The organism is Pseudomonas sp. efr-133-TYG-23 (assembly GCF_030209215.1).
Classification (GTDB): domain Bacteria; phylum Pseudomonadota; class Gammaproteobacteria; order Pseudomonadales; family Pseudomonadaceae; genus Aquipseudomonas; species Aquipseudomonas rhodesiae.
Window position 1 is genome coordinate 90,158 of sequence record NZ_JARVSL010000020.1, and the last position, 19,187, is coordinate 109,344.

14 protein-coding genes and 2 riboswitches are annotated in these 19,187 nt (G+C 63.0%); of the genes, 7 read left to right on the forward strand and 7 right to left on the reverse strand.

Features of this window, described 5'->3' with window-relative positions; translation table 11 throughout:
- Positions 1 to 346 precede the first annotated feature (346 nt).
- On the forward strand, positions 347 to 1,414 hold the full coding sequence (locus QRN41_RS13835) for an ABC transporter substrate-binding protein (RefSeq protein ID WP_285421673.1): 1,068 nt from the start codon (positions 347 to 349) through the stop codon (positions 1,412 to 1,414).
- Here the strand turns inward: QRN41_RS13835 and QRN41_RS13840 are convergent.
- A complete protein-coding gene (locus QRN41_RS13840) occupies positions 1,411 to 1,620 on the reverse strand; it encodes a DUF2970 domain-containing protein (protein ID WP_034097042.1) in 210 nt (69 codons plus the stop codon). The two genes, QRN41_RS13835 and QRN41_RS13840, sit on opposite strands and share 4 nt — an antisense overlap.
- Positions 1,621 to 1,687: 67 nt before the next feature.
- Entirely contained in the window at positions 1,688 to 5,398 is a 3,711-nt protein-coding gene (metH, locus tag QRN41_RS13845) for a methionine synthase (RefSeq protein ID WP_034137915.1), read from the reverse strand.
- Between the two features lie 165 nt (positions 5,399 to 5,563).
- On the opposite strand from metH, the gene QRN41_RS13850 reads away from it, so the two are divergent.
- Positions 5,564 to 7,858 carry a fatty acid cis/trans isomerase gene (locus QRN41_RS13850; RefSeq protein ID WP_285421674.1) on the forward strand — a complete coding sequence of 765 codons (2,295 nt, stop codon included), beginning with the start codon at positions 5,564 to 5,566 and terminating at the stop codon, positions 7,856 to 7,858.
- A 93-nt stretch (positions 7,859 to 7,951) separates the two neighbouring features.
- A complete protein-coding gene (nfuA, locus tag QRN41_RS13855) occupies positions 7,952 to 8,536 on the forward strand; it encodes a Fe-S biogenesis protein NfuA (RefSeq protein WP_034097045.1) in 585 nt (194 codons plus the stop codon).
- Positions 8,537 to 8,874: 338 nt separating this feature from the next.
- On the opposite strand, the gene cobM is transcribed toward nfuA, so the two are convergent.
- The 4 genes from cobM to QRN41_RS13875 form a co-directional block, all read right to left on the reverse strand.
- The gene (gene cobM / locus QRN41_RS13860) at positions 8,875 to 9,621 is read right to left on the reverse strand and encodes a precorrin-4 C(11)-methyltransferase (protein ID WP_285421675.1); all 747 of its coding nucleotides are present in this window, start codon (positions 9,619 to 9,621) and stop codon (positions 8,875 to 8,877) included.
- Positions 9,622 to 9,691: 70 nt separating this feature from the next.
- On the reverse strand, positions 9,692 to 10,084 hold the full coding sequence (locus QRN41_RS13865) for a cobalamin biosynthesis protein (protein ID WP_285421676.1): 393 nt from the start codon (positions 10,082 to 10,084) through the stop codon (positions 9,692 to 9,694).
- Positions 10,081 to 10,773: a CbtA family protein gene (locus QRN41_RS13870; protein WP_285421677.1), complete on the reverse strand. Its 693-nt coding sequence runs from the start codon at positions 10,771 to 10,773 to the stop codon at positions 10,081 to 10,083. Before QRN41_RS13870 ends, QRN41_RS13865 begins: the two co-directional genes overlap by 4 nt.
- 11 nt (positions 10,774 to 10,784) lie before the next feature.
- Positions 10,785 to 10,973: a CbtB domain-containing protein gene (locus QRN41_RS13875; RefSeq protein ID WP_034097049.1), complete on the reverse strand. Its 189-nt coding sequence runs from the start codon at positions 10,971 to 10,973 to the stop codon at positions 10,785 to 10,787.
- A gap of 98 nt (positions 10,974 to 11,071) precedes the next feature.
- Positions 11,072 to 11,279, reverse strand: a riboswitch (cobalamin riboswitch).
- Positions 11,280 to 11,320: 41 nt separating this feature from the next.
- Positions 11,321 to 11,519, forward strand: a riboswitch (cobalamin riboswitch).
- Between the two features lie 93 nt (positions 11,520 to 11,612).
- Here QRN41_RS13875 and cobW point away from each other — a divergent pair.
- Genes cobW through QRN41_RS13895 form a run of 4 tightly spaced genes read left to right on the forward strand, consistent with a single transcriptional unit; the run spans position 11,613 to position 18,093 of the window.
- The gene (gene cobW, locus QRN41_RS13880) at positions 11,613 to 12,674 is read left to right on the forward strand and encodes a cobalamin biosynthesis protein CobW (RefSeq protein ID WP_034097050.1); all 1,062 of its coding nucleotides are present in this window, start codon (positions 11,613 to 11,615) and stop codon (positions 12,672 to 12,674) included.
- A gap of 3 nt (positions 12,675 to 12,677) precedes the next feature.
- Positions 12,678 to 16,442 (forward strand): cobaltochelatase subunit CobN, encoded by a 3,765-nt coding sequence (gene cobN / locus QRN41_RS13885; protein ID WP_285421679.1) that lies wholly within the window; start codon positions 12,678 to 12,680, stop codon positions 16,440 to 16,442.
- On the forward strand, positions 16,439 to 17,437 hold the full coding sequence (locus tag QRN41_RS13890) for a magnesium chelatase ATPase subunit I (RefSeq protein ID WP_285421680.1): 999 nt from the start codon (positions 16,439 to 16,441) through the stop codon (positions 17,435 to 17,437). Before cobN ends, QRN41_RS13890 begins: the two co-directional genes overlap by 4 nt.
- Before the next feature lie 53 nt (positions 17,438 to 17,490).
- Positions 17,491 to 18,093 carry a vWA domain-containing protein gene (locus tag QRN41_RS13895; RefSeq protein ID WP_285421779.1) on the forward strand — a complete coding sequence of 201 codons (603 nt, stop codon included), beginning with the start codon at positions 17,491 to 17,493 and terminating at the stop codon, positions 18,091 to 18,093.
- A gap of 126 nt (positions 18,094 to 18,219) precedes the next feature.
- Here QRN41_RS13895 and QRN41_RS13900 read toward each other — a convergent pair whose 3' ends face one another.
- The gene (locus QRN41_RS13900; RefSeq protein ID WP_285421681.1) at positions 18,220 to 19,167 is read right to left on the reverse strand and encodes a DUF1853 family protein; all 948 of its coding nucleotides are present in this window, start codon (positions 19,165 to 19,167) and stop codon (positions 18,220 to 18,222) included.
- Between the last annotated feature and the right edge of the window lie 20 nt (positions 19,168 to 19,187).

Genomic DNA, 19,187 nt, shown 5'->3' on the forward strand with positions numbered 1-19,187 from the left:
TTATGCGCAAAAGTGATGTTTGAGTATATGCACATAACCAAAATGACTAATGAGACGGGTTATCACGATATCCACATTTGTCATGCGGGCAATCATCGACTTTACTGTCGTCGAGTCTTAGTGCAATCACCTATAAAACCGACAAGAGGCGATGCGATGAGCAATCCTACAAAAGCCCGTAAACCCGACAGCACCGTGGATGCCTGGGCCATTCTATTCCTGATCATCCTGGTGGTGGGCACTGCGGTGTTCTGGGTCAGCCACCAATAAACCCTGTTGATTGAGCCTCGATTGTCGGTCGCATCGCCTTTATCCTAAGCGGCTTATTTTCAAGGCTCAAATCACCATGTTGAAGGTTTTGCTGGCGTGTGCGTGCTTGCTGGGTTCGACGTATGCGGCGATGGCTCAAGCCACGTCCGTGGTGTTCCTCAACCCTGGCAAGTCTACGGAAACCTTCTGGGTCGATTACGCGCAATTCATGCAGGCCGCCGCCAAGGATCTGGGCCTGGAGTTGCGCGTGCGTTATGCCGAGCGCGAAACTCATAACACCCTTGTGCAGGCCCGCGAGGCACTGCAAGGCGACAAGCGCCCGGATTATCTAGTGCTGGTCAACGAGCAGTATGTCGCCCCGCAGATCCTGCGTATGGCCCAGGGCAGTGGGGTCAAGCTGCTGCTGGTGAATAACGCGCTGACCGCCAGTCAAGCACAATGGCTGGAGGCTCAGACCGATGTCGATGAGATCGGCACCCTGGTAGCCGAGGACGATACCGCCGGCTACTTGATGCTCAACGACTTGCTGCGCCAGCACGGCCCCGTGGTGCCGGGTCATACCCTCGATCTGCTGGCCTTCTCCGGCGCCCAGCACACCCCGGCCGCACAGTTGCGCGAGCAAGGCTTGCACCGTGCGCTGGCCGAGCATCCCGAAGTACGTCTGCGTCAGTTGGTCTACGGCGAGTGGAGCCGCGAACGCGCCTTTGAGCAAGCTACGCAGTTGTTCAAGCGTTATCCGCGCACTGCCTTGGTGTGGTCGGCTAACGACGAGATGGCTTTGGGCGCCATGCGCGCCCTTCAGAACAGCGGACGAACACCAGGCAAGGATGTGCTGTTCAGCGCTGTCAATAGCTCACCGCAAATCCTTCGGGCGCGCCTGGACGGGCGACTGAGCACGCTGGTGGCCGGGCATTTCACCCTGGGTGGATGGGCGATGGTGCTGATCCATGACGATGCCAACGGCGTCGACATCCGCGCCCACGGCGGGCTTGAGCGCCAGAAAGCGCTGTTCCAGTTGATCGACGCGCAGCAGGCGCAACGCTTGCTGCGGCCTGTGCCTGCGGTGGATTTTCGTGCGCTGTCCGCCCAGGGCAAACCGGCGTCCTACCGTTACCCGTTCAGCCTGCAATGGCTGCTGCGTTAAACACCGGCCAGGTGCAGCACCAGCTTGACGATACCGAACAGGGTCAACGCAAATACCACCGTGAACAGGATGCCCAGGACCACAAAGTGGCTGGGCTTGCCGTGGGTGAAGTCACGGGCGCGGTTCTTGCCGCTTTGTACGCCAAAAGCGGCGGCCACCACGCTGTGCAGCATTTGCCAGAAGGTCGGCGGTTTGTGCTCGTCCATAGGTCCCTCGACACTCAGTGTGTGAGGGACAGCATAGACAATCGGCCAAATTTGAAAGCACGCCAGGTTAGCTGTCGTAGCCCAGGTTCGGCGCCAGCCAGCGTTCGGTCACGGTCAGATCCTGGCCCTTGCGTGCGGTGTAGCTGGCGACTTGGTCTTTATCGATCTTGCCCACGGCAAAGTACTGGGCCTGGGGATGGGCGAAATACCAGCCGCTGACGGCCGCTGCCGGGAACATCGCGTAGTGCTCGGTAAGGAACACACCACTGCGCCCGGCGTGCATTTCGCGGGCTTCGGGGTCCAACAGTTGGAACAGTTGGGCTTTCTCGGTGTGGTCCGGGCACGCAGGGTAGCCGGGGGCAGGGCGGATGCCGCTGTACTGCTCTTTGATCAGCGCCTCGTTGTCCAGTTGTTCATCCTTGGCGTAACCCCAGTGCTCCTTACGCACCTGCTGGTGCAGCCACTCGGCGCAGGCTTCGGCCAAGCGGTCGGCGAGGGCTTTGACCATGATCGAGTTGTAGTCGTCGCCGGCGTCCTGGTACGCCTTGGCCACTTCTTCAGCGCCGATGCCAGCGGTAGTAATAAAGCCACCGATGTAGTCGGTCACGCCGCTGCTCTTGGGGGCGACGAAATCGGCCAGGGAGAAGTTCGGCTTGCCGTCGGTCTTGATGATCTGTTGGCGCAAGTGATGCAGCTTGGCGAGGGGCTGGCCATCGTCGCCGTAGACCTCCAGGTCATCCTCGTCGACCTGGTTGGCCGGCCAGAAACCGAACACCGCACGGGCACTGATGAGTTTTTCGTTGATCAACTTATCGAGCATGGCCTGGGCATCGGCGTACAGCGCGGTTGCCGCTTCGCCCACCACTTCATCGGTGAGGATGCGCGGGAATTTGCCCGCCAGGTCCCAGGAAATAAAGAACGGCGTCCAGTCGATGTATTCGGCCAGCACCCTCAGGTCGATATTGTCCAGGACCTTGGCGCCGGTGAAGGTCGGCGTCACCGGGGTGTAGTTGGTCCAGTCGAACTGCGGCTTCTTGGCGATGGCCGCCGCGTAGCTCAGGCGCTCGGTGCGCGCACTGCGGTTGGAGGTGCGTTCGCGCACTTCGATGTAGTCCTGGCGGGTCTTCTCGACAAAACCGGCCTTCAATTCCTTGGACAGCAGTTGCGTGGCTACGCCCACCGCGCGCGAGGCGTCGGTCACATAGATCACTGCATCGTTGCTGTACTTGGGTTCGATCTTCACCGCCGTGTGTGCCTTGGAGGTGGTGGCGCCGCCGATCATCAGCGGCAGGTGGAAGTCCTGGCGCTGCATCTCGCGCGCCACATGCACCATCTCGTCCAGGGAGGGCGTGATCAGTCCCGACAGCCCGATGATGTCGCACTTCTGCTCTTTGGCCACCTGCAGGATTTTCTCCGCCGGTACCATCACACCCAGGTCGACGATGTCATAGCCGTTGCAACCCAATACCACACCGACAATGTTCTTGCCGATGTCGTGCACGTCGCCTTTGACGGTGGCCATCAGGATTTTGCCCTTGGCTTCCGGCTTATCGCCTTTTTCCAGCTCGATAAAGGGGATCAAGTGGGCCACGGCCTGTTTCATCACCCGTGCGGATTTCACCACCTGGGGCAGGAACATTTTGCCGGCGCCGAACAGGTCGCCGACGATGTTCATGCCGGACATCAGCGGGCCCTCGATCACTTCGATCGGGCGCGCGAACGACAGCCGCGATTCCTCGGTGTCTTCGACGATATGGGTGGTGATGCCCTTGACCAGCGCATGCTCCAGACGCTTGTTGACGTCCCAGCCGCGCCATTCTTCGGTCTCGGCTTCCTTGACGCTGCCGTCGCCCTTGTATTTGTCGGCAATGGCGAGGAGGGCGTCGGTGCCGTCCGGGGTGCGGTTAAGGACCACGTCTTCCACCGCATCGCGCAGCTCGGCGGGGATCTGGTCGTAGATCTCCAACTGGCCGGCGTTGACGATGCCCATGGTCAAGCCATTGCGGATCGCATGCAGCAGGAACACCGAGTGGATCGCCTCGCGCACCGGGTTGTTGCCGCGGAACGAAAACGACACGTTGGACACACCGCCGGAACTCAGCGCATACGGCAGCTCATCGCGGATGTAGGCGCAGGCGTTGATAAAGTCGACCGCGTAGTTGTTGTGTTCCTCGATACCGGTGGCGACCGCGAAGATGTTCGGGTCGAAGATGATGTCTTCCGGCGGGAAACCCACTTCATTGACCAGAATGTCGTAGGAGCGTTTGCAGATTTCTTTCTTGCGCGCTTCGGTGTCGGCCTGGCCGGCTTCGTCGAACGCCATCACCACCACCGCCGCGCCGTAGCGCTTGCACAGTTTGGCGTGGTGGATGAACTGCTCGACGCCTTCCTTCATGCTGATGGAGTTGACGATGCCCTTGCCCTGGATGCACTTGAGGCCGGCCTCGATCACCTCCCACTTGGAGGAGTCGATCATGATCGGGACGCGGGAAATGTCCGGCTCGCCGGCAATCAGATTGAGGAAGGTCACCATGGCCTTCTTCGAATCGAGCATGCCTTCGTCCATGTTGATGTCGATCACCTGGGCGCCGGCTTCCACCTGCTGCAGGGCGACTTCCAGGGCTTCGGTGTAGTTGTCCTCACGGATCAGTCGGGCGAACTTGGCGGAACCGGTGATGTTGGTGCGTTCGCCGACGTTGACGAACAGCGAGTTGCGATCGATGGTGAACGGCTCCAGCCCCGACAGGCGGCAGGCCTTGGGAATGTCCGGGATCACGCGCGGCGCATAACCGGCCACGGCCTTGGCGATGGCTTCGATATGGCCCGGCGTGGTGCCGCAGCAACCGCCGACGATATTGAGAAAGCCGCTCTGGGCGAATTCTTCGATGACCTTGGCGGTTTGCGCCGGCAACTCGTCGTACTCGCCGAATTCGTTGGGCAGGCCGGCGTTGGGGTGCGCGGACACATGGGTGTTGGCCTTGTTGGACAACTCTTCCAGGTACGGGCGCAGTTCGCTGGCCCCGAGAGCGCAGTTCAAGCCTACGGAAATCGGCTTGGCATGGGCTACCGAGTTCCAGAACGCTTCGGTGGTCTGGCCCGACAGGGTCCGGCCGGAAGCGTCGGTGATGGTGCCGGAGATCATGATCGGCAGCTCAAGGCCCAGTTCCTCGAACACCCCTTGCACGGCGAAGATCGCGGCTTTGGCGTTGAGGGTGTCGAAGATGGTTTCGATCAGGATCAGGTCGGCGCCGCCTTCGATCAAGCCCTTGGTGGCCTCGGTGTAGTTCTCCACCAGTTCATCGAAGGTTACGTTGCGGTAGCCGGGGTTGTTCACGTCGGGCGACAGCGAGCACGTGCGGCTGGTCGGGCCCAGTACACCGGCGACGAAACGCGGCTTGTCCGGGTTCTCGGCGGTCTTGGCATCGGCAATCTTGCGCGCCAGGCGTGCGCCTTCGACGTTCAGCTCATAGGCCAGTTCTTCCATGCCGTAGTCGGCCATGGAAATCCGCGTGGCATTGAAGGTATTGGTTTCGAGGATGTCGGCGCCGGCATCCAGATAAGCCTTTTCGATCCCGCCGATCACGTCGGGGCGGGTGATCACCAGCAAGTCGTTGTTGCCCTTGACGTCGCTGGGCCAGTCGGCGAAACGTTTGCCACGGTAGTCGTGTTCTTCCAGTTTATAGCTCTGGATCATCGTGCCCATGCCGCCGTCGAGGATCAGGATGCGTTCCTTGAGGGCGTGGTGAAGAGCTTGCAGACGAGCGCTACGATCGGACATGGGACTACTCTGGTCAGGCATTACGGAGGGCGTGGATCATAGCAAACCTGTGCGGATTTGGAGCATGCCTGGGTTTTGCATGAATATCGTTCATGTTGCCGGCAGGCATGGCCCGGTAGAATCACCGGCAATTTTTCAGCGTACCCCTTGAATCGGGACCGATCCATGTTACTTCGTTCACTCGTCGGCGCCGCATTGGCCTTGCTCGCCAGCACCGTCCACGCCCAGAGTCCCGTTCCTGCAATCTCCTACACCCGCGATATCCAGCCGATTTTCACCGAGAAGTGCGTGGCCTGCCATGCGTGCTACGACTCCGCCTGCCAGTTGAACCTGGGCAGTGGCGAAGGTGCGGCGCGGGGCGCGAGCAAAGTACCGGTCTACGATGGCGAACGCAGCCAGGCAACCAAGCCGACCCGTCTGTTCTATGACGCCTTCGGCAAGGCCGCCTGGCAGCGCGAAGGGTTCAGTTCGGTGCTGGATGCCCAGGGCAGTCAGGCTGCCTTGATGGCGCGCATGCTGGAGCTGGGACATCGTCGCACGCCCTTGCAGCCCAATGGCAAGCTGCCCGACGACATTGTGCTGGGCCTAAATCGTGAAAACATGTGCCCCTTGCCGGGGGAGTTCGACGCCTATGCCGGCGCCCATCCCAATGAAGGCATGCCGCTGGCGGTCACCGGGCTGACCGACCAGCAATACCAGACACTGCAACGCTGGCTGGCCTCCGGGGCGCCCATCGACGAGCAAGGCGTGGCACCCAGTACCCGCGAAGCGGCGCAGGTGCTGCAATGGGAAAACCTGCTCAACGCCCCCGGCGCCCGCGAAAGCCTGGTGGCGCGCTGGCTGTTCGAGCACCTGTTTATCGCCCATCTGTACTTCGAGGGCGGTGAGCCGGGGCATTTCTTTCAGTGGGTGCGCTCGCGCACGCCCAGCGGCCAACCGATTGACCTGATCAACACCCGTCGCCCCAACGACGACCCGGGCACGCGGATTTACTACCGTTTGTGGCCGATCCAGGGCGTGATCGTGCATAAAACCCACATCACCTATCCGCTCAGCGCGCAGAAAATGGCGCGGATCAAAGCTTTGTTCTATGGCAGCGACTGGCAGGTCAGCGCGTTACCGGGCTACGGCCCAGGGCGGCGTGCCAACCCGTTCGAGACCTTTGAGGCGATCCCGGCCCAGGCGCGCTATCAGTTCATGTTGGATAACGCCGAATACTTCGTGCGTACCTTTATTCGCGGGCCGGTGTGCCGTGGGCAGATCGCCACGGACGTGATCCGCGATAACTTCTGGGCTTTGTTCCAGGCCCCGGACCATGACCTGTACATCACCGATGCGCGCTATCGCGGCCAAGCCACACCGTTGCTGGCGATGCCGGGGCAGAACGATGACGTGGGCAGCGTGCTTAGCCTGTGGCTCAAATACCGCGACAAACGCAACCAGTACGAAGCCCTGCGTCGCGACAGCTATGCAGACCTGCCGGCGCCCAGTTGGTCGACCCTGTGGGCCGGCAATGACAATGCGCTGTTGAGCATCTTCCGGCACTTCGACAGTGCGTCGGTCAATAAGGGCCTGATCGGCGAGGTGCCGCAGACGATGTGGCTGTTCGATTACCCGTTGCTGGAGCGCACCTATTACCAGTTGGTGGTCAATTTCGATGTGTTCGGCAATGTCTCGCACCAGGCCCAGACTCGCCTGTATTTCGACCTGATCCGCAATGGCGCCGAGCAGAACTTCCTGCGCTTGATGCCGGCGGACTCACGCGAGGACTACCTCGACGACTGGTACCAGAACAGCGGCAAGCTCAAGCTGTGGCTGGACTACGAAGCCATCGACGACGATAAGCCCACTGGCCTGCACTTGGATAAGAAGGACCCGAAACGCGATTTCGCCCAGCAGTTGCTTGCCCGCTACGGCGACTTGAACGTCAGCCCCGACCCGATCAACCGTTGTACCGGTGCGTACTGCTCGCGTGAGGGCATCGATCCGGCGCTGCAGGACGTCGACCAGGCCCTCAGCCGCCTTGCGTCGCGCCCGGCGGCTGGGCTCAAAGTGATCAATCAATTGCCCGAAGCCACGATGCTGCGCGTGGAAATCCCAAGCGGCAAACGTGAGGTCTACAGCCTGTTGCGCAACCGTGCCCACAGTAACGTGGCGTTCCTGCTAGGGGAGGCGTACCGCTACCAGCCGGGGTTGGACACGCTGACGGTCTACCCTGGGGTGCTGAGCAGCTACCCGAACTTTATGTTCAATATTCCCGCCGGGGACGTGCCGGAGTTCGTCTCCCGCATGGAGCAGGCCCAGGACGCCGAGAGCTTTGAGAAGATCGTCGATCGCTGGGGCGTGCGTCGCAGCCATCCGCAGTTCTGGGCGTATTTTCACGACCTGTCGCGCTACCTCCACGAGACCACTCCACTGGAAGAGGGCGTGCTGGACATGAATCGTTATCAAAACCTCTGACCTGCGTGACGGGCTTTTCCGACAAAAATACTAGGACTTTGTAACTCTGTAATGATTTGGCGTAAACTGCCGGCAAGCCTGTGAGGAGTTTCCATGACTGCCATAACCATTACCGACGCCGCCCACGATTACCTGGCCGACCTGCTGTCCAAGCAGAACACCCCGGGCATCGGCATCCGCGTCTTTATCACCCAGCCCGGCACCCAATACGCCGAGACGTGCATTGCCTACTGCAAGCCCGGTGAAGAGAAACCTGAAGACACTGCCCTGGGGCTCAAAAGCTTCACCGCATACATCGATAGCTTCAGCGAAGCGTTTCTCGACGACGCGGTGGTGGACTACGCCACCGACCGTATGGGCGGCCAGTTGACCATCAAGGCGCCGAACGCCAAGGTGCCGAACGTCAACGCCGACAGCCCGGTGAACGAGCGCATCAACTACTACTTGCAAACCGAGATCAACCCAGGACTTGCCAGCCACGGCGGTCAGGTCAGCCTGATCGACGTGGTCGAAGATGGCATCGCTGTGTTGAAGTTCGGCGGCGGCTGCCAAGGCTGCGGCCAGGCCGACGTAACCTTGAAGGAAGGCATCGAGCGCACCTTGCTGGAGCGTATCCCGGAGCTCAAGGGTGTGCGTGACGTGACCGACCATACGCAGAAAGAAAACGCCTACTACTGAGTAAGGCGTTCGCTGCGAAAAAAAACGGCGCCCCGTGAGCGCCGTTTTTTTGGTTTAAATTCAGTTGGTTGAGATATTTATCTCATAAATCAGATTAAGTGATGAAAAGGCTTGCCTAAGATTGTAGTGAGTCAGCGTGGCCTTCAACTACTGGAAGTCCCTATCGGGGGCAAGCCCCCTCCCACATGAAGCAACCTCACGGCGTCCAGTGAACGCGGTCTACTGTGGGAGGGGGCTTGCCCCCGATAGCGCCGGATCAGCAACTAAGCCGCCAACTGATACGCCTCTATAAAAATAAACTAAATCAAAAGCTTATATCTAATTGATAAAGTTATTTATCAAGTTCGATAAAGGTGCGCATGCCCCGCCCGATACAACGAGGATTCACTGAAACCGTCACTGGCCAACACCCGACCCACTAAAATCAACGCCGTGCGTCGAAACCCTTTGGCGACGACTTTCCCGGCAATATCCCCCAGCGTCCCTGTCACCCAATCCTGATCCGGCCAGGTCGCGCGATGCACCACGGCGATCGGGCAATCCGCACCGTAGTGTGGGAGCAGTTCGGCGACGATCTTTTCCAGATGGTTGACCCCCAGGTGAATCGCCATGGTGGTGCCATGTCGAGCCAGGCTGGCGAAGTCTTCGCCGGCGGGCATGGGGGTCTTGTCGGCGTAGCGCGTCAGGATCACGCTCTGGGCGATGTCCGGCAGGGTCAGTTCGGTTTCCAGCAAGGCCGCGCAAGCGGCAACGGCAGTCACGCCGGGGATGATCTGGAATGGGATGCCCAGTTCACGCAAGCAGCGAATCTGCTCGCCGATGGCTCCATACAGGCTCGGGTCGCCGGAGTGGACTCGCGCCACATCGAAGCCATTGGCGTGGGCGGTCTGGATCAATTCGATGATCTGTTCCAAGTGCAGCTCAGCGCTGTTGACCACCTGTAAGGCTTGATGGCCCTCCAGCACCGCCGCCGGCACCAGTGACCCCGCGTAGATAATCACCGGGCAACTGCGGATCAACCGCTGGCCTTTGACAGTGATCAATTCCGGGTCGCCGGGGCCGGCGCCGATAAAGTAGACGGTCATGGAGCGTTCCTGTGAAAAAACGGGCGAGCATGAAGATTGTTCATGATCGGGGAGGGCGATTATCGGGTTTTTAACCCGTGCAGGCCAATGCCACGGTGGCACGGGCGTTTTTGCGGCGGGTGATCAGCAGTCTGGCAGGGGCTGCGTCGAGCTGTTCGGCCGCTGCCAGCGCGGCGCTTTCGGCAATGCCGTAACAGCCGGTGTGGGCAAAAGCCACGGCAGATTTGTGGCTCAGCCGACCTTCATGTGCCGCCAGGTGCTGGGCGTTAAAGCAGCACAAGGGCAGGTCCAGGGCTGTGGCCAACGCCAGCAGCCCTGGTTCAGCGTGTTTCAGATCGATACTCGCCAGTGCAGTGAGCTGCCGGCGCTCGACGCCTGCTTCGGCCAATGCCTCATCCAGCAGCGCCAACAGGCTGTGAACCTCACAACCTCGCTGGCAGCCCAGACCGGCGACGAGGCTCATGCCGCGTAATGACTGTCGCGGTTACGCCGGAACAACCACGCGCTGATCAGGCCCAGGGCCAGCCAGAACGCTATGTTGGTCAGCTGCGAAGCGATTTTGAACTGCGCTTCCAGCGCCTCCGGCGCCAGCATCGAATGCACTGCTGGCTGTGGCGCGCCAATCACATGGGGCACTACAAGGATGGCCACGCCAAGGACTTTGAGCAGCGCGTTGCGACCGAACACCAGCAGGGCGATACCGGCCGCGGTGGACGCGGCGGTGCCGATCCACCAGGCCTGACGCAGCGCCAGGTCAGCCGCTGCGGTGCCCGGCAGTTCCGGCGGCAGGCCCAGGGTGGGTGCCAGCACGAAAGTCGCATAACCGGCCAAGCCCCACAGCAGGCCCTGAGCCGTGCGGGTCGGGGCGCGCAGGGTGTAGAGACCGGCCAGCATCAAGGCAAAACCGACGGCCACTACCAGGTTGCCGGCGGTGGTCGACAGCACGCGCTGCCAGCCATCTTCCGGCTCCCAGGCTTCTGCGTCGTGGGTGTGCGCGGCGGTGCCGGTGGCGTGTTCATGGGCTGCCGGTGCCTGCTCGAAGGTCTCGGCCTGCAAAATCAGCGGTGCCACCCAGAAGCTTTGCAGCAGGGTCAGCAGCAGGGCGGCCAGCAGGCCGGTGAATCCTGCGGTTTGCGCAATACGCTTAATCATCTCGGCAGGTCTCAGTGGCACGGGAACGCGGCGCTGTGGCGGGTATCGTGGGCGGCGTTATGCACCGCCTCGATGTGCGAAAAGCCGGCGAAATACACCAGGCACGCGCCGAGGATCGACGCACCGATGGCGGCGGTCAGGCGTTGGCTCAGGGTAGTGGTGCCGCTGGTGGCGGGCGAAGTGCTGCTGATGATCGACATGGCGCGTCCCTTTCAGGTGTCTGGGGTGGGGACGTGCGCATAAAAACCCCGCGAGCCGGGCCCGCAGGGTTTGAACAGCGCCCGCCCACCGCGGGTTTGTTATCTGATTTTTTCGGGCCGGTCTCCGGGCTTGCGAGGGGGTTCTGCCAAGAACCCTTAAAGCGTCGCCTTCCCATGCTCAAGCACAGTGGCCGTGACGCTTCGCTCGCTTACCGTTGCGGGGGCAGCACCGGACTGACCATCGCAAGATGGCGCACCGGTTTCCCGTTTCACCCTGTGAAGGGCACCCGAAACAAGGCCTGTAGGAAAGCATGCAGAGCAGCGGTAGTCAAATTCACCATCCCCCTGTAGCCTTGCACCTTCGAGGTTCTTCGGCCCAGGTCGAAGCTAAGAAGGGAACGCGGTCCAAGCCGCGGCTGCCCCCGCAACTGTGAAGGGTTCAGTTGACTGCCATGCCACTGCCATCAGGCGGGAAGGCGCAGTCAGCGCCGGTCTTGCGACCCGAACGCCCCAAGCCAGGAGACCTGCCTCGTCACCGATTTTTTAATTCAACCGGGCGGGGTGATCCGGTGACGAAATCCGCTGCTGCGCGCCTGCGCAGGGCCTATCGTCCCGTATGCCCGCCCCCAAGGGCATCCGATGAAAACACTGGCCAAACTTCCCGTCACCATCGTTACCGGCTTCCTCGGCTCGGGCAAAACCACGTTGCTGCGCCATATGCTCGACAACGCTCAGGGCCGTCGCATTGCGGTGATCGTCAACGAGTTCGGCGAGTTGGGCATCGACGGCGAGATCCTCAAACAGTGCTCCATCGGCTGCACCGAGGAAGAAGCCAACGGCCGCGTGTACGAGCTGGCCAACGGCTGCCTGTGCTGCACCGTGCAAGAAGAGTTCTTTCCGGTGATGCGCGAATTGGTGGCGCGCCGTGGCGACCTCGACCATATCCTGATCGAAACCTCGGGCCTGGCCCTGCCAAAACCTTTGGTTCAAGCCTTCCAGTGGCCGGAGATCCGCAGCGCCTGCACGGTTGACGCGGTAATCACCGTGGTCGACAGCCCAGCCGTGGCCGCCGGCACTTTTGCTGCGTTCCCGGATCAGGTCGACGCCCAGCGCAAGCTCGACCCGAACCTGGACCACGAATCGCCGCTGCACGAACTGTTCGCCGACCAACTGGCCAGCGCCGACCTGGTGATCCTCAACAAGTGCGACCTGATCAGCCCCGATGACCTGGCCCGTGTGCGCCTGGAAGTCGCCGAAGAACTGCCGCCGGCGGTGAAGATCGTCGAAGCCAGCAGCGGTCGCTTGCCTCTGGAGGTGCTGATCGGCCTGGGCGCAGGCTCTGAGGAACACATCGACGCGCGTCACAGCCATCACGATCATCACCACGAAGGTGAAGACGATCACGACCACGACGCGTTCGACTCCATCTCCATCGATCTGCCACAGGCCGACGAAGCGCTGCTGCTCGACGCCCTGACGCAATTGGTGGTGCAGCACGGCATCCTGCGCGTCAAAGGTTTCGCCGCTATCCCCAACAAACCGATGCGCCTGCTGATCCAGGGCGTGGGTACCCGTTTCGACAAACACTTCGACCGCGCCTGGACGGCCGACGAGCCGCGCACCACGCGCCTGGTGCTGATCGGTCAGGACCTGGACGCCGCCGGCCTCGAAGCGCAACTGCGCGCCGCGCTCAGCGTTTAACCCATGCACCTGCTCAGGACTCAGCCCGGCGGTTTTGTCGCGGACGACAATATCGCCGACCTTGGCCAGACGCCCGCCGAACTGGTGGTCCTGTGCAGTGGCGATTCCAGCTTGGCGCTACTGGCCGAAGCAGCCCGGCAACTGCCCGACGACTACCCCAGCCTGCGCCTGGCCAACCCCATGCAGGTGCAGAACCATGCCTCGGTGGACCTGTACGTCGACGAGGTACTGCGCCACGCAAAAGTCATTCTGATTTCGCTGCACGGCGGTATCGGTTACTGGCGCTATGGCGTCGAGCGCCTGGTGGAGCTGGCCGAGCGTGGGGTGACGTTGATTCTGGTGCCGGGGGATGATCGCCCGGACCCGGAGCTCAGCGGCCTGAGCACGGTTGACGCCGAACAGCGCGACCGCTTATGGCAGTTCCTGCGCCAGGGCGGGTTGGGCAATGCGCTGGATTTCTATCGCTGCCTGGCCAGCGCTCACCTGGGCCGTGACTATGCCTGGGACGAGCCCCACACCTTGCCGCGCACGGCGATTTATCACCCGTGCCACGCCACCCCACGCTTGAGCGATTGGCAGGCGGATTGGCGCGCCGAGTGGCCGGTGGCGGCGGTGCTGTTCTATCGCTCCCACCTGCAGGCGGCCAATACCGGCTTTATCGATGTGTTCTGCCAGCGTCTGCAAGCGGCGGGGCTTAACCCGTTGCCAATGGCGGTAGCGAGTTTGAAGGAGCCTGGCTGCCTGACGGTGGTCGAGGACCTGCTGGACGAAGTCGGCGCGGCGGTCATTCTCAACACCACCGGCTTTGCTCAATCCAGCCCGGAGGCGCCGCATTTGCGCCCGTTTCGGCGCAATATCCCGGTGATCCAGGCGATCTGCGCCCAGGACAACCAGCCCGGCTGGGCGGCCAGCGAACAGGGCCTGGGGCCCCGCGACCTGGCCATGCACATTGCCTTGCCGGAGCTGGACGGGCGCATCATCAGCCGGCCGATCAGCTTCAAGGATTTGGCCTGGCGCAGCGAGCGCAGCCAGTCCGACGTGGTGTGCTATCGCGCCGCGCCCGAGCGCATGGATTTCGTCGCCGAACTGGCGCGGCGCTGGGTCGAGCTGGCGCGAGTGCCGAATGCGGAAAAACGTATCGCCCTGGTGCTGGCCAACTACCCGACCCGTGACGGTCGCATCGGCAACGGCGTCGGCCTGGACACTCCGGCGGCGGCGCTGAATATCCTGCGCGCGCTGCAAACCGAGGGCTATCCGCTGCCGGATCGACTGCCCGACAGCGGCACGGCGTTGATCCATGAACTGCTCGGTGGCGTGACCAACGACCTCGACACCCTGGACCTGCGCCCTTGCCACCAGAGCCTGGGCCTGGACGAGTACGAGGCGTTGTTCTTGCGCTTGCCCGAAGCCAACCGCCAGGCCGTGTTGCAGCGTTGGGGCGCGCCGCAGCAAGACCCGATGTGCCGCGATGGCCGCCTGATGATCGCCGGCTTGCGCCTGGGCCTGACCTTTGTCGGTATCCAGCCGGCGCGCGGTTATCAGGTGGACGCCAGCGCGGTGTACCACGACCCGGACCTGGTGCCGCCCCATGGCTACCTGGCGTTCTATTTTTGGTTGCGCCATACCTATGGCGCCCATGGCGTGATCCACGTCGGCAAGCACGGCAACCTGGAATGGCTGCCGGGCAAGGGCGTGGGCCTCTCGGAGCACTGCTGGCCGGATGCATTGCTGGGGCCGCTGCCGAACATCTATCCGTTTATCGTCAACGACCCGGGCGAAGGCGCCCAGGCCAAACGTCGTACCCAGGCGGTGATCATCGATCACCTGATGCCACCGCTGACCCGCGCCGAAACCTACGGTCCGCTGCGCGACCTGGAGCTGCTGGCGGACGAGTATTACGAAGCGCAATTGCTCGACCCACGCCGCGCCCGCGAGTTGCAGAAAGACATTCTCAAACTGGTGCGCGAAACCCGCATCGACCAGGAACTGCAGCTGGACGGCGATGCCGATGCCGCGATTTGGCTACCGCGCCTGGACACCTACCTGTGCGACCTCAAGGAATCTCAGATTCGCGACGGCCTGCACATCTTCGGCGAATCGCCCCAGGGCCGTTTGCGCATCGACACATTGCTGGCCTTGCTGCGCATTCCGCGCGGCGACGGGCGTGGCGCGCAATCGAGCCTGCTGCGCGTGTTGGCCAAGGCTTTCGCGCTGGGCTTCGACCCGCTGGACTGCGCCCTGGCCGAACCCTGGACCGGCCGGCGCCCCGAGGTGCTGCAAGGCATTGATAGTCAGCCTTGGCGCACCGCTGGCGATACCCGCGAGCGCCTGGAGCTGTATGCGGCGCAGTTGATCGAGCAAGCCTTGGACGGCCCGCTGGCGGTATTGCAGGCACCGGGCTGGGAAGAGGTGAGTGCGGTGATCGACAACCTGCGCAGCGTCGTCGCGCCGCGCCTGGACGCCTGCGGCCCAGCGGAAATGCGCGGCTTGCTGGATGCGCTGAGCGGTCGCTTCGTGCCGGCGGGGCCCAGCGGTGCGCCGAGTCGCGGGCGCCTGGATGTGCTGCCCACCGGGCGCAATTTCTTCAGCGTGGATGTGCGCAACCTGCCCACCACCACGGCCTGGCGTATCGGCTTCCAGTCGGCCAACCTGATTCTGGAGCGGCACCTGCAAGATCATGGCGATCACCTGCGTCAGCTCGGCCTGTCGGTATGGGGCACCGCTACGATGCGTACCGGCGGCGACGATATCGCCCAGGCCATGGCGCTCATGGGCGTGCGCCCGGTCTGGGCCACCGGCAGCCAGCGGGTGGACGACTTCGAGATCCTGCCGATCAGCCTGCTGGACCGCCCGCGCGTCGATGTGACCTTGCGCGTGTCGGGGTTCTTCCGTGATGCCTTCGCCAACCTGATCCGCCTGTTCGACGCGGCGGTGCAGGCGGTGGCAGCGCTGGACGAACCGGACGATATGAACCCGCTGGCCGCCAAGGTGCGCAGCGAGCGTGAGGCATTGCGTCAATCCGGGCTGGACGACGACGCGGCAGCCAAGCAGGCCGGTTGGCGCATCTTCGGTGCCAAGCCGGGGGCCTATGGTGCGGGGGTGCAGGGCGCGATTGATGGGCGTTTGTGGCAAAGCCGTGCGGACCTGGCCGAGGTCTACCTGAACTGGGGTGGCTACGCCTATGGCGGGTCCGACGAGGGCACCGCTGCCCGCGAGCAATTCGCCCAGCGCCTGAGCCAGGTGCAGGCGGTGGTGCAGAACCAGGACAATCGCGAACACGACCTGCTTGATTCCAATGACTATTACCAGTTCCAGGGCGGCATGCTCGCCGCTGTGGAAACCCTGAGCGGCGACAAGGCCGCCAGCTACCACGGTGACCACAGCCAGCCGGACCTGCCGAAGATTCGCACCTTGAAGGAAGAGCTGAACCGGGTGATCCGCGCCCGCGCCGCCAACCCCAAGTGGATCGAAGGGGTGAAGCGTCATGGCTATAAAGGCGCGTTCGAGATGGCGGCCACCGTGGACAATCTGTTCGCCTTCGACGCCACCACGGCGCTGATTGACGATCATCAATATGCCTTGCTTGCCGATGCCTACCTGCTCGACCCCGACACCCGGGCGTTCGTGCAGCAACACAACCCCGACGCATTGCGCGACATGACCGAGCGCATGCTCGAAGCCCAGCAGCGCGGCCTCTGGCAGGCGCCAGGTGCTTACCGTGACGCCTTGGAAAACCTGTTGCTGGATATAGAAGAAGACAGTCAATGACCGATATTCCCCATTTCCCGCTGTCCGCCGTGGTCGGCGCCGATGACCTGAAACTGGCGCTGTGCCTGGCGGCTATCGATCCCAAGATCGGCGGCGTGCTGATCGAAGGTCCGCGCGGCATGGCCAAGTCCACCCTGGCCCGTGGCCTGGCCGATCTGTTGGCCAGCGGTCAATTCGTGACGTTGCCGCTGGGGGCCGCCGAAGAACGCTTGGTGGGCACCCTGGATCTGGACGCCGCGCTGGGCGAGGGGCGTGCGCAGTTTTCCCCGGGCGTGTTGGCCAAGGCCGATGGCGGTGTGCTGTATGTGGATGAAGTGAATTTGCTGCCCGATCATCTGGTGGATCTGCTGCTGGACGTGGCCGCCAGTGGCACCAACCTGATCGAGCGCGACGGCATTTCCCACCGCCATTCGGCGCGCTTTGTACTGGTCGGCACCATGAACCCGGAGGAGGGCGAGTTGCGCCCTCAACTGCTGGACCGCTTCGGCTTCAATGTGGCGTTAAGCGGGCACACCTTGCCGGCCGAGCGCGGGCAGATCCTCCGGCGCCGCCTGGATTTCGACAGCAATCCCGCCGCCTTTTGCACCGAGTGGGCCGAACAGCAGGCAGCGTTGCGCGAGCGCTGCACTCAGGCGCGGGCGCGGTTGGACAGTATCGAGCTGGATGATCAGGCCCTGGCGCAGATTACCGAGCGCTGCTTTGCCGCTGGTGTCGATGGTTTGCGTGCTGACCTGGTCTGGCTGCGCGGCGCCCGGGCCCATGCGGCGTGGCGGGGCGCGAATGAGATTGCCGAGGAAGACATCGAAGCCGTCGCGGAACTTGCCTTGCGCCATCGTCGCCAGGAGCCATCTCCACCGGTCAGCCCGCCCAGCCAGGCACAGTCGCCGAAACCTTCGGACAGCTCGCCCGCTCAAGGCCAATGGGGCGATATGCCCGCGCCGGCCCTGCCCATCGGCGCTCGCCGAGACGTGCCCGCCTGGCCAAAAAAGCCCTAGGCATCCGCCCCCGACCTGACGCGGGGACGGATGCCCGCCCCAAGGTCGGGCGACTGGACAATGGCAGGCAAGGCAAGGCGCGCAGTGCCCGGCAGGGTTCGATCAACTGGCCCGGTACTTTGCTCGGCGGCCGGCCGCATTCCCGTGAAGACCTGTGCTACCACCTGCGCAGCCGCGCGGCCCACGAGTTGTGGCTGGTGATCGTCGATGCGTCGGCGTCCACCCGGCGGCATCGTGCATTAACCGACGCTAAGGGGTTGCTCGCCCAGCTCTTTGACGACGCCTACCGGCAACGCGCACGCATGGCCTTGTTGACCGCCAGCGGCCAGGCGCCGAAGTGGCAGGTTCAGGGGTTGAAAGCAGCCAAAAACCTGGCCGGCTGGCTGGACCAGTTAGGCGCGGGCGGTGGTACACCATTGCTGGCGGCGCTGGCGGAGGCCGGGCATTGGCTGGCGGTGAGACGCAAGCGTCATCCCGCTGAGCAACAGCGTTTATTAGTGATCACGGATGGGCGGCTCAAGGACATTGCGGGGTTGCCGCCGTTGGACTGTGCGGGGTTGCTGGTGGATATCGAGCGCGGGCCGATCAGACTGGGGCGGGCCCAGGAGTTGGCGGCTGGGTTGCAGTTGGATTATCGGCATATCGATAAGTTGTAGTGCCGGTGTCGCCGCTATCGGGGGCGAGATCCCACCCACACTCGACAGCATTCCAAAGGGTGTACTCGGTCAAATGTGGGAGGGGGCTTGCCCCCGATGACGCACTCACATACACCACACCCTCCATCAGCCAGCCCCCGGCACATTCGGCCAAAGGTCGGCCACCAGAAACAAGCGCTCGGCTTCCTCCCAATCCCCGCCGTTCCGCACCATGCGCACGAGCAACTGCGCGGGCGCCATCGGATCAAGGTCGGCCAGCCAGGCCTGCATCTGTTCCTCGCTCCACACCTCGTCCGCCGGGTAGTGCGCCGGCGCCAGCCACGCATGGCGGGGCAGGGGTTGCCAGCGTCCGGGCGCGCTGACCGCGACAAAATCCCGCCAATCGCGCTGATGCAACCAACGTCCGCGCAGGTGCTGAGGGTGAGCGCCCGTCGGTGGTTCGGCCAGGCCGGGCCAGGGATAGAGCAAATACCCGCCCAGCCACAAGTGCGCGTCGAACTGCTGAATATCCAGCGCCGCCAAAGCTTCGCGGCTCTCGGCCCGGGCTGAAATCGGCAGTTGATGCTGGGCCAGGTGCGCCAGTTTGCGGTCGAGGCGGTCGTGACAGCCAGGGCCCAGCCATTGTGCGGTGTCCTGGCCGTTGCCGTGCTGCGGGCCGAGATAGAGCTTGATCGCCAATTCCAGGTGATGCACGCCGTCGCGGTCGCGCAGCAGCATGTCCAGCTCACCGAGGGTATGCCCGGCGCGGCGGATCGGCAGGTTGGCGGCCAGCAGTTCCACGCCCGGCGCATGCTGTACGGCAAATTGCCACAAGCGTTCGTAGTACAGCCCCAAGCGCCGCGTGCGCGACAGGCTCAACCAGTGCTGCAAGGTCCGGCTGTCCTGGTCGAGGCTGCGCAGCCAGTGGGCAAGCCGATCCGGCGCTTGCACCCAGTCACTGCCGGCCAGCGGGTGACGCTGCGGCCAGGGCGCGCGGGCTAGCATCGGCGGGGCGAGGATCACCCACGCCAAGTCGCGCACCTCCGGGTGGCGCAGTTGGCGGGGCAGGTTGAGTAGATCGGGGAACACAGTCATGGTCCGAGCATAGCCGTTTA

Coding starts and splice junctions, on each gene's coding strand:
- QRN41_RS13835 (WP_285421673.1), top strand. CDS start 347: ATGTTGAAGGTTTTGCTGGCGTGTGCGTGCTTGCTGGGTTCGACGTAT.
- QRN41_RS13840 (WP_034097042.1), bottom strand. CDS start 1,620: ATGGACGAGCACAAACCGCCGACCTTCTGGCAAATGCTGCACAGCGTG.
- metH (WP_034137915.1), bottom strand. CDS start 5,398: ATGTCCGATCGTAGCGCTCGTCTGCAAGCTCTTCACCACGCCCTCAAG.
- QRN41_RS13850 (WP_285421674.1), top strand. CDS start 5,564: ATGTTACTTCGTTCACTCGTCGGCGCCGCATTGGCCTTGCTCGCCAGC.
- nfuA (WP_034097045.1), top strand. CDS start 7,952: ATGACTGCCATAACCATTACCGACGCCGCCCACGATTACCTGGCCGAC.
- cobM (WP_285421675.1), bottom strand. CDS start 9,621: ATGACCGTCTACTTTATCGGCGCCGGCCCCGGCGACCCGGAATTGATC.
- QRN41_RS13865 (WP_285421676.1), bottom strand. CDS start 10,084: ATGAGCCTCGTCGCCGGTCTGGGCTGCCAGCGAGGTTGTGAGGTTCAC.
- QRN41_RS13870 (WP_285421677.1), bottom strand. CDS start 10,773: ATGATTAAGCGTATTGCGCAAACCGCAGGATTCACCGGCCTGCTGGCC.
- QRN41_RS13875 (WP_034097049.1), bottom strand. CDS start 10,973: ATGTCGATCATCAGCAGCACTTCGCCCGCCACCAGCGGCACCACTACC.
- cobW (WP_034097050.1), top strand. CDS start 11,613: ATGAAAACACTGGCCAAACTTCCCGTCACCATCGTTACCGGCTTCCTC.
- cobN (WP_285421679.1), top strand. CDS start 12,678: ATGCACCTGCTCAGGACTCAGCCCGGCGGTTTTGTCGCGGACGACAAT.
- QRN41_RS13890 (WP_285421680.1), top strand. CDS start 16,439: ATGACCGATATTCCCCATTTCCCGCTGTCCGCCGTGGTCGGCGCCGAT.
- QRN41_RS13900 (WP_285421681.1), bottom strand. CDS start 19,167: ATGACTGTGTTCCCCGATCTACTCAACCTGCCCCGCCAACTGCGCCAC.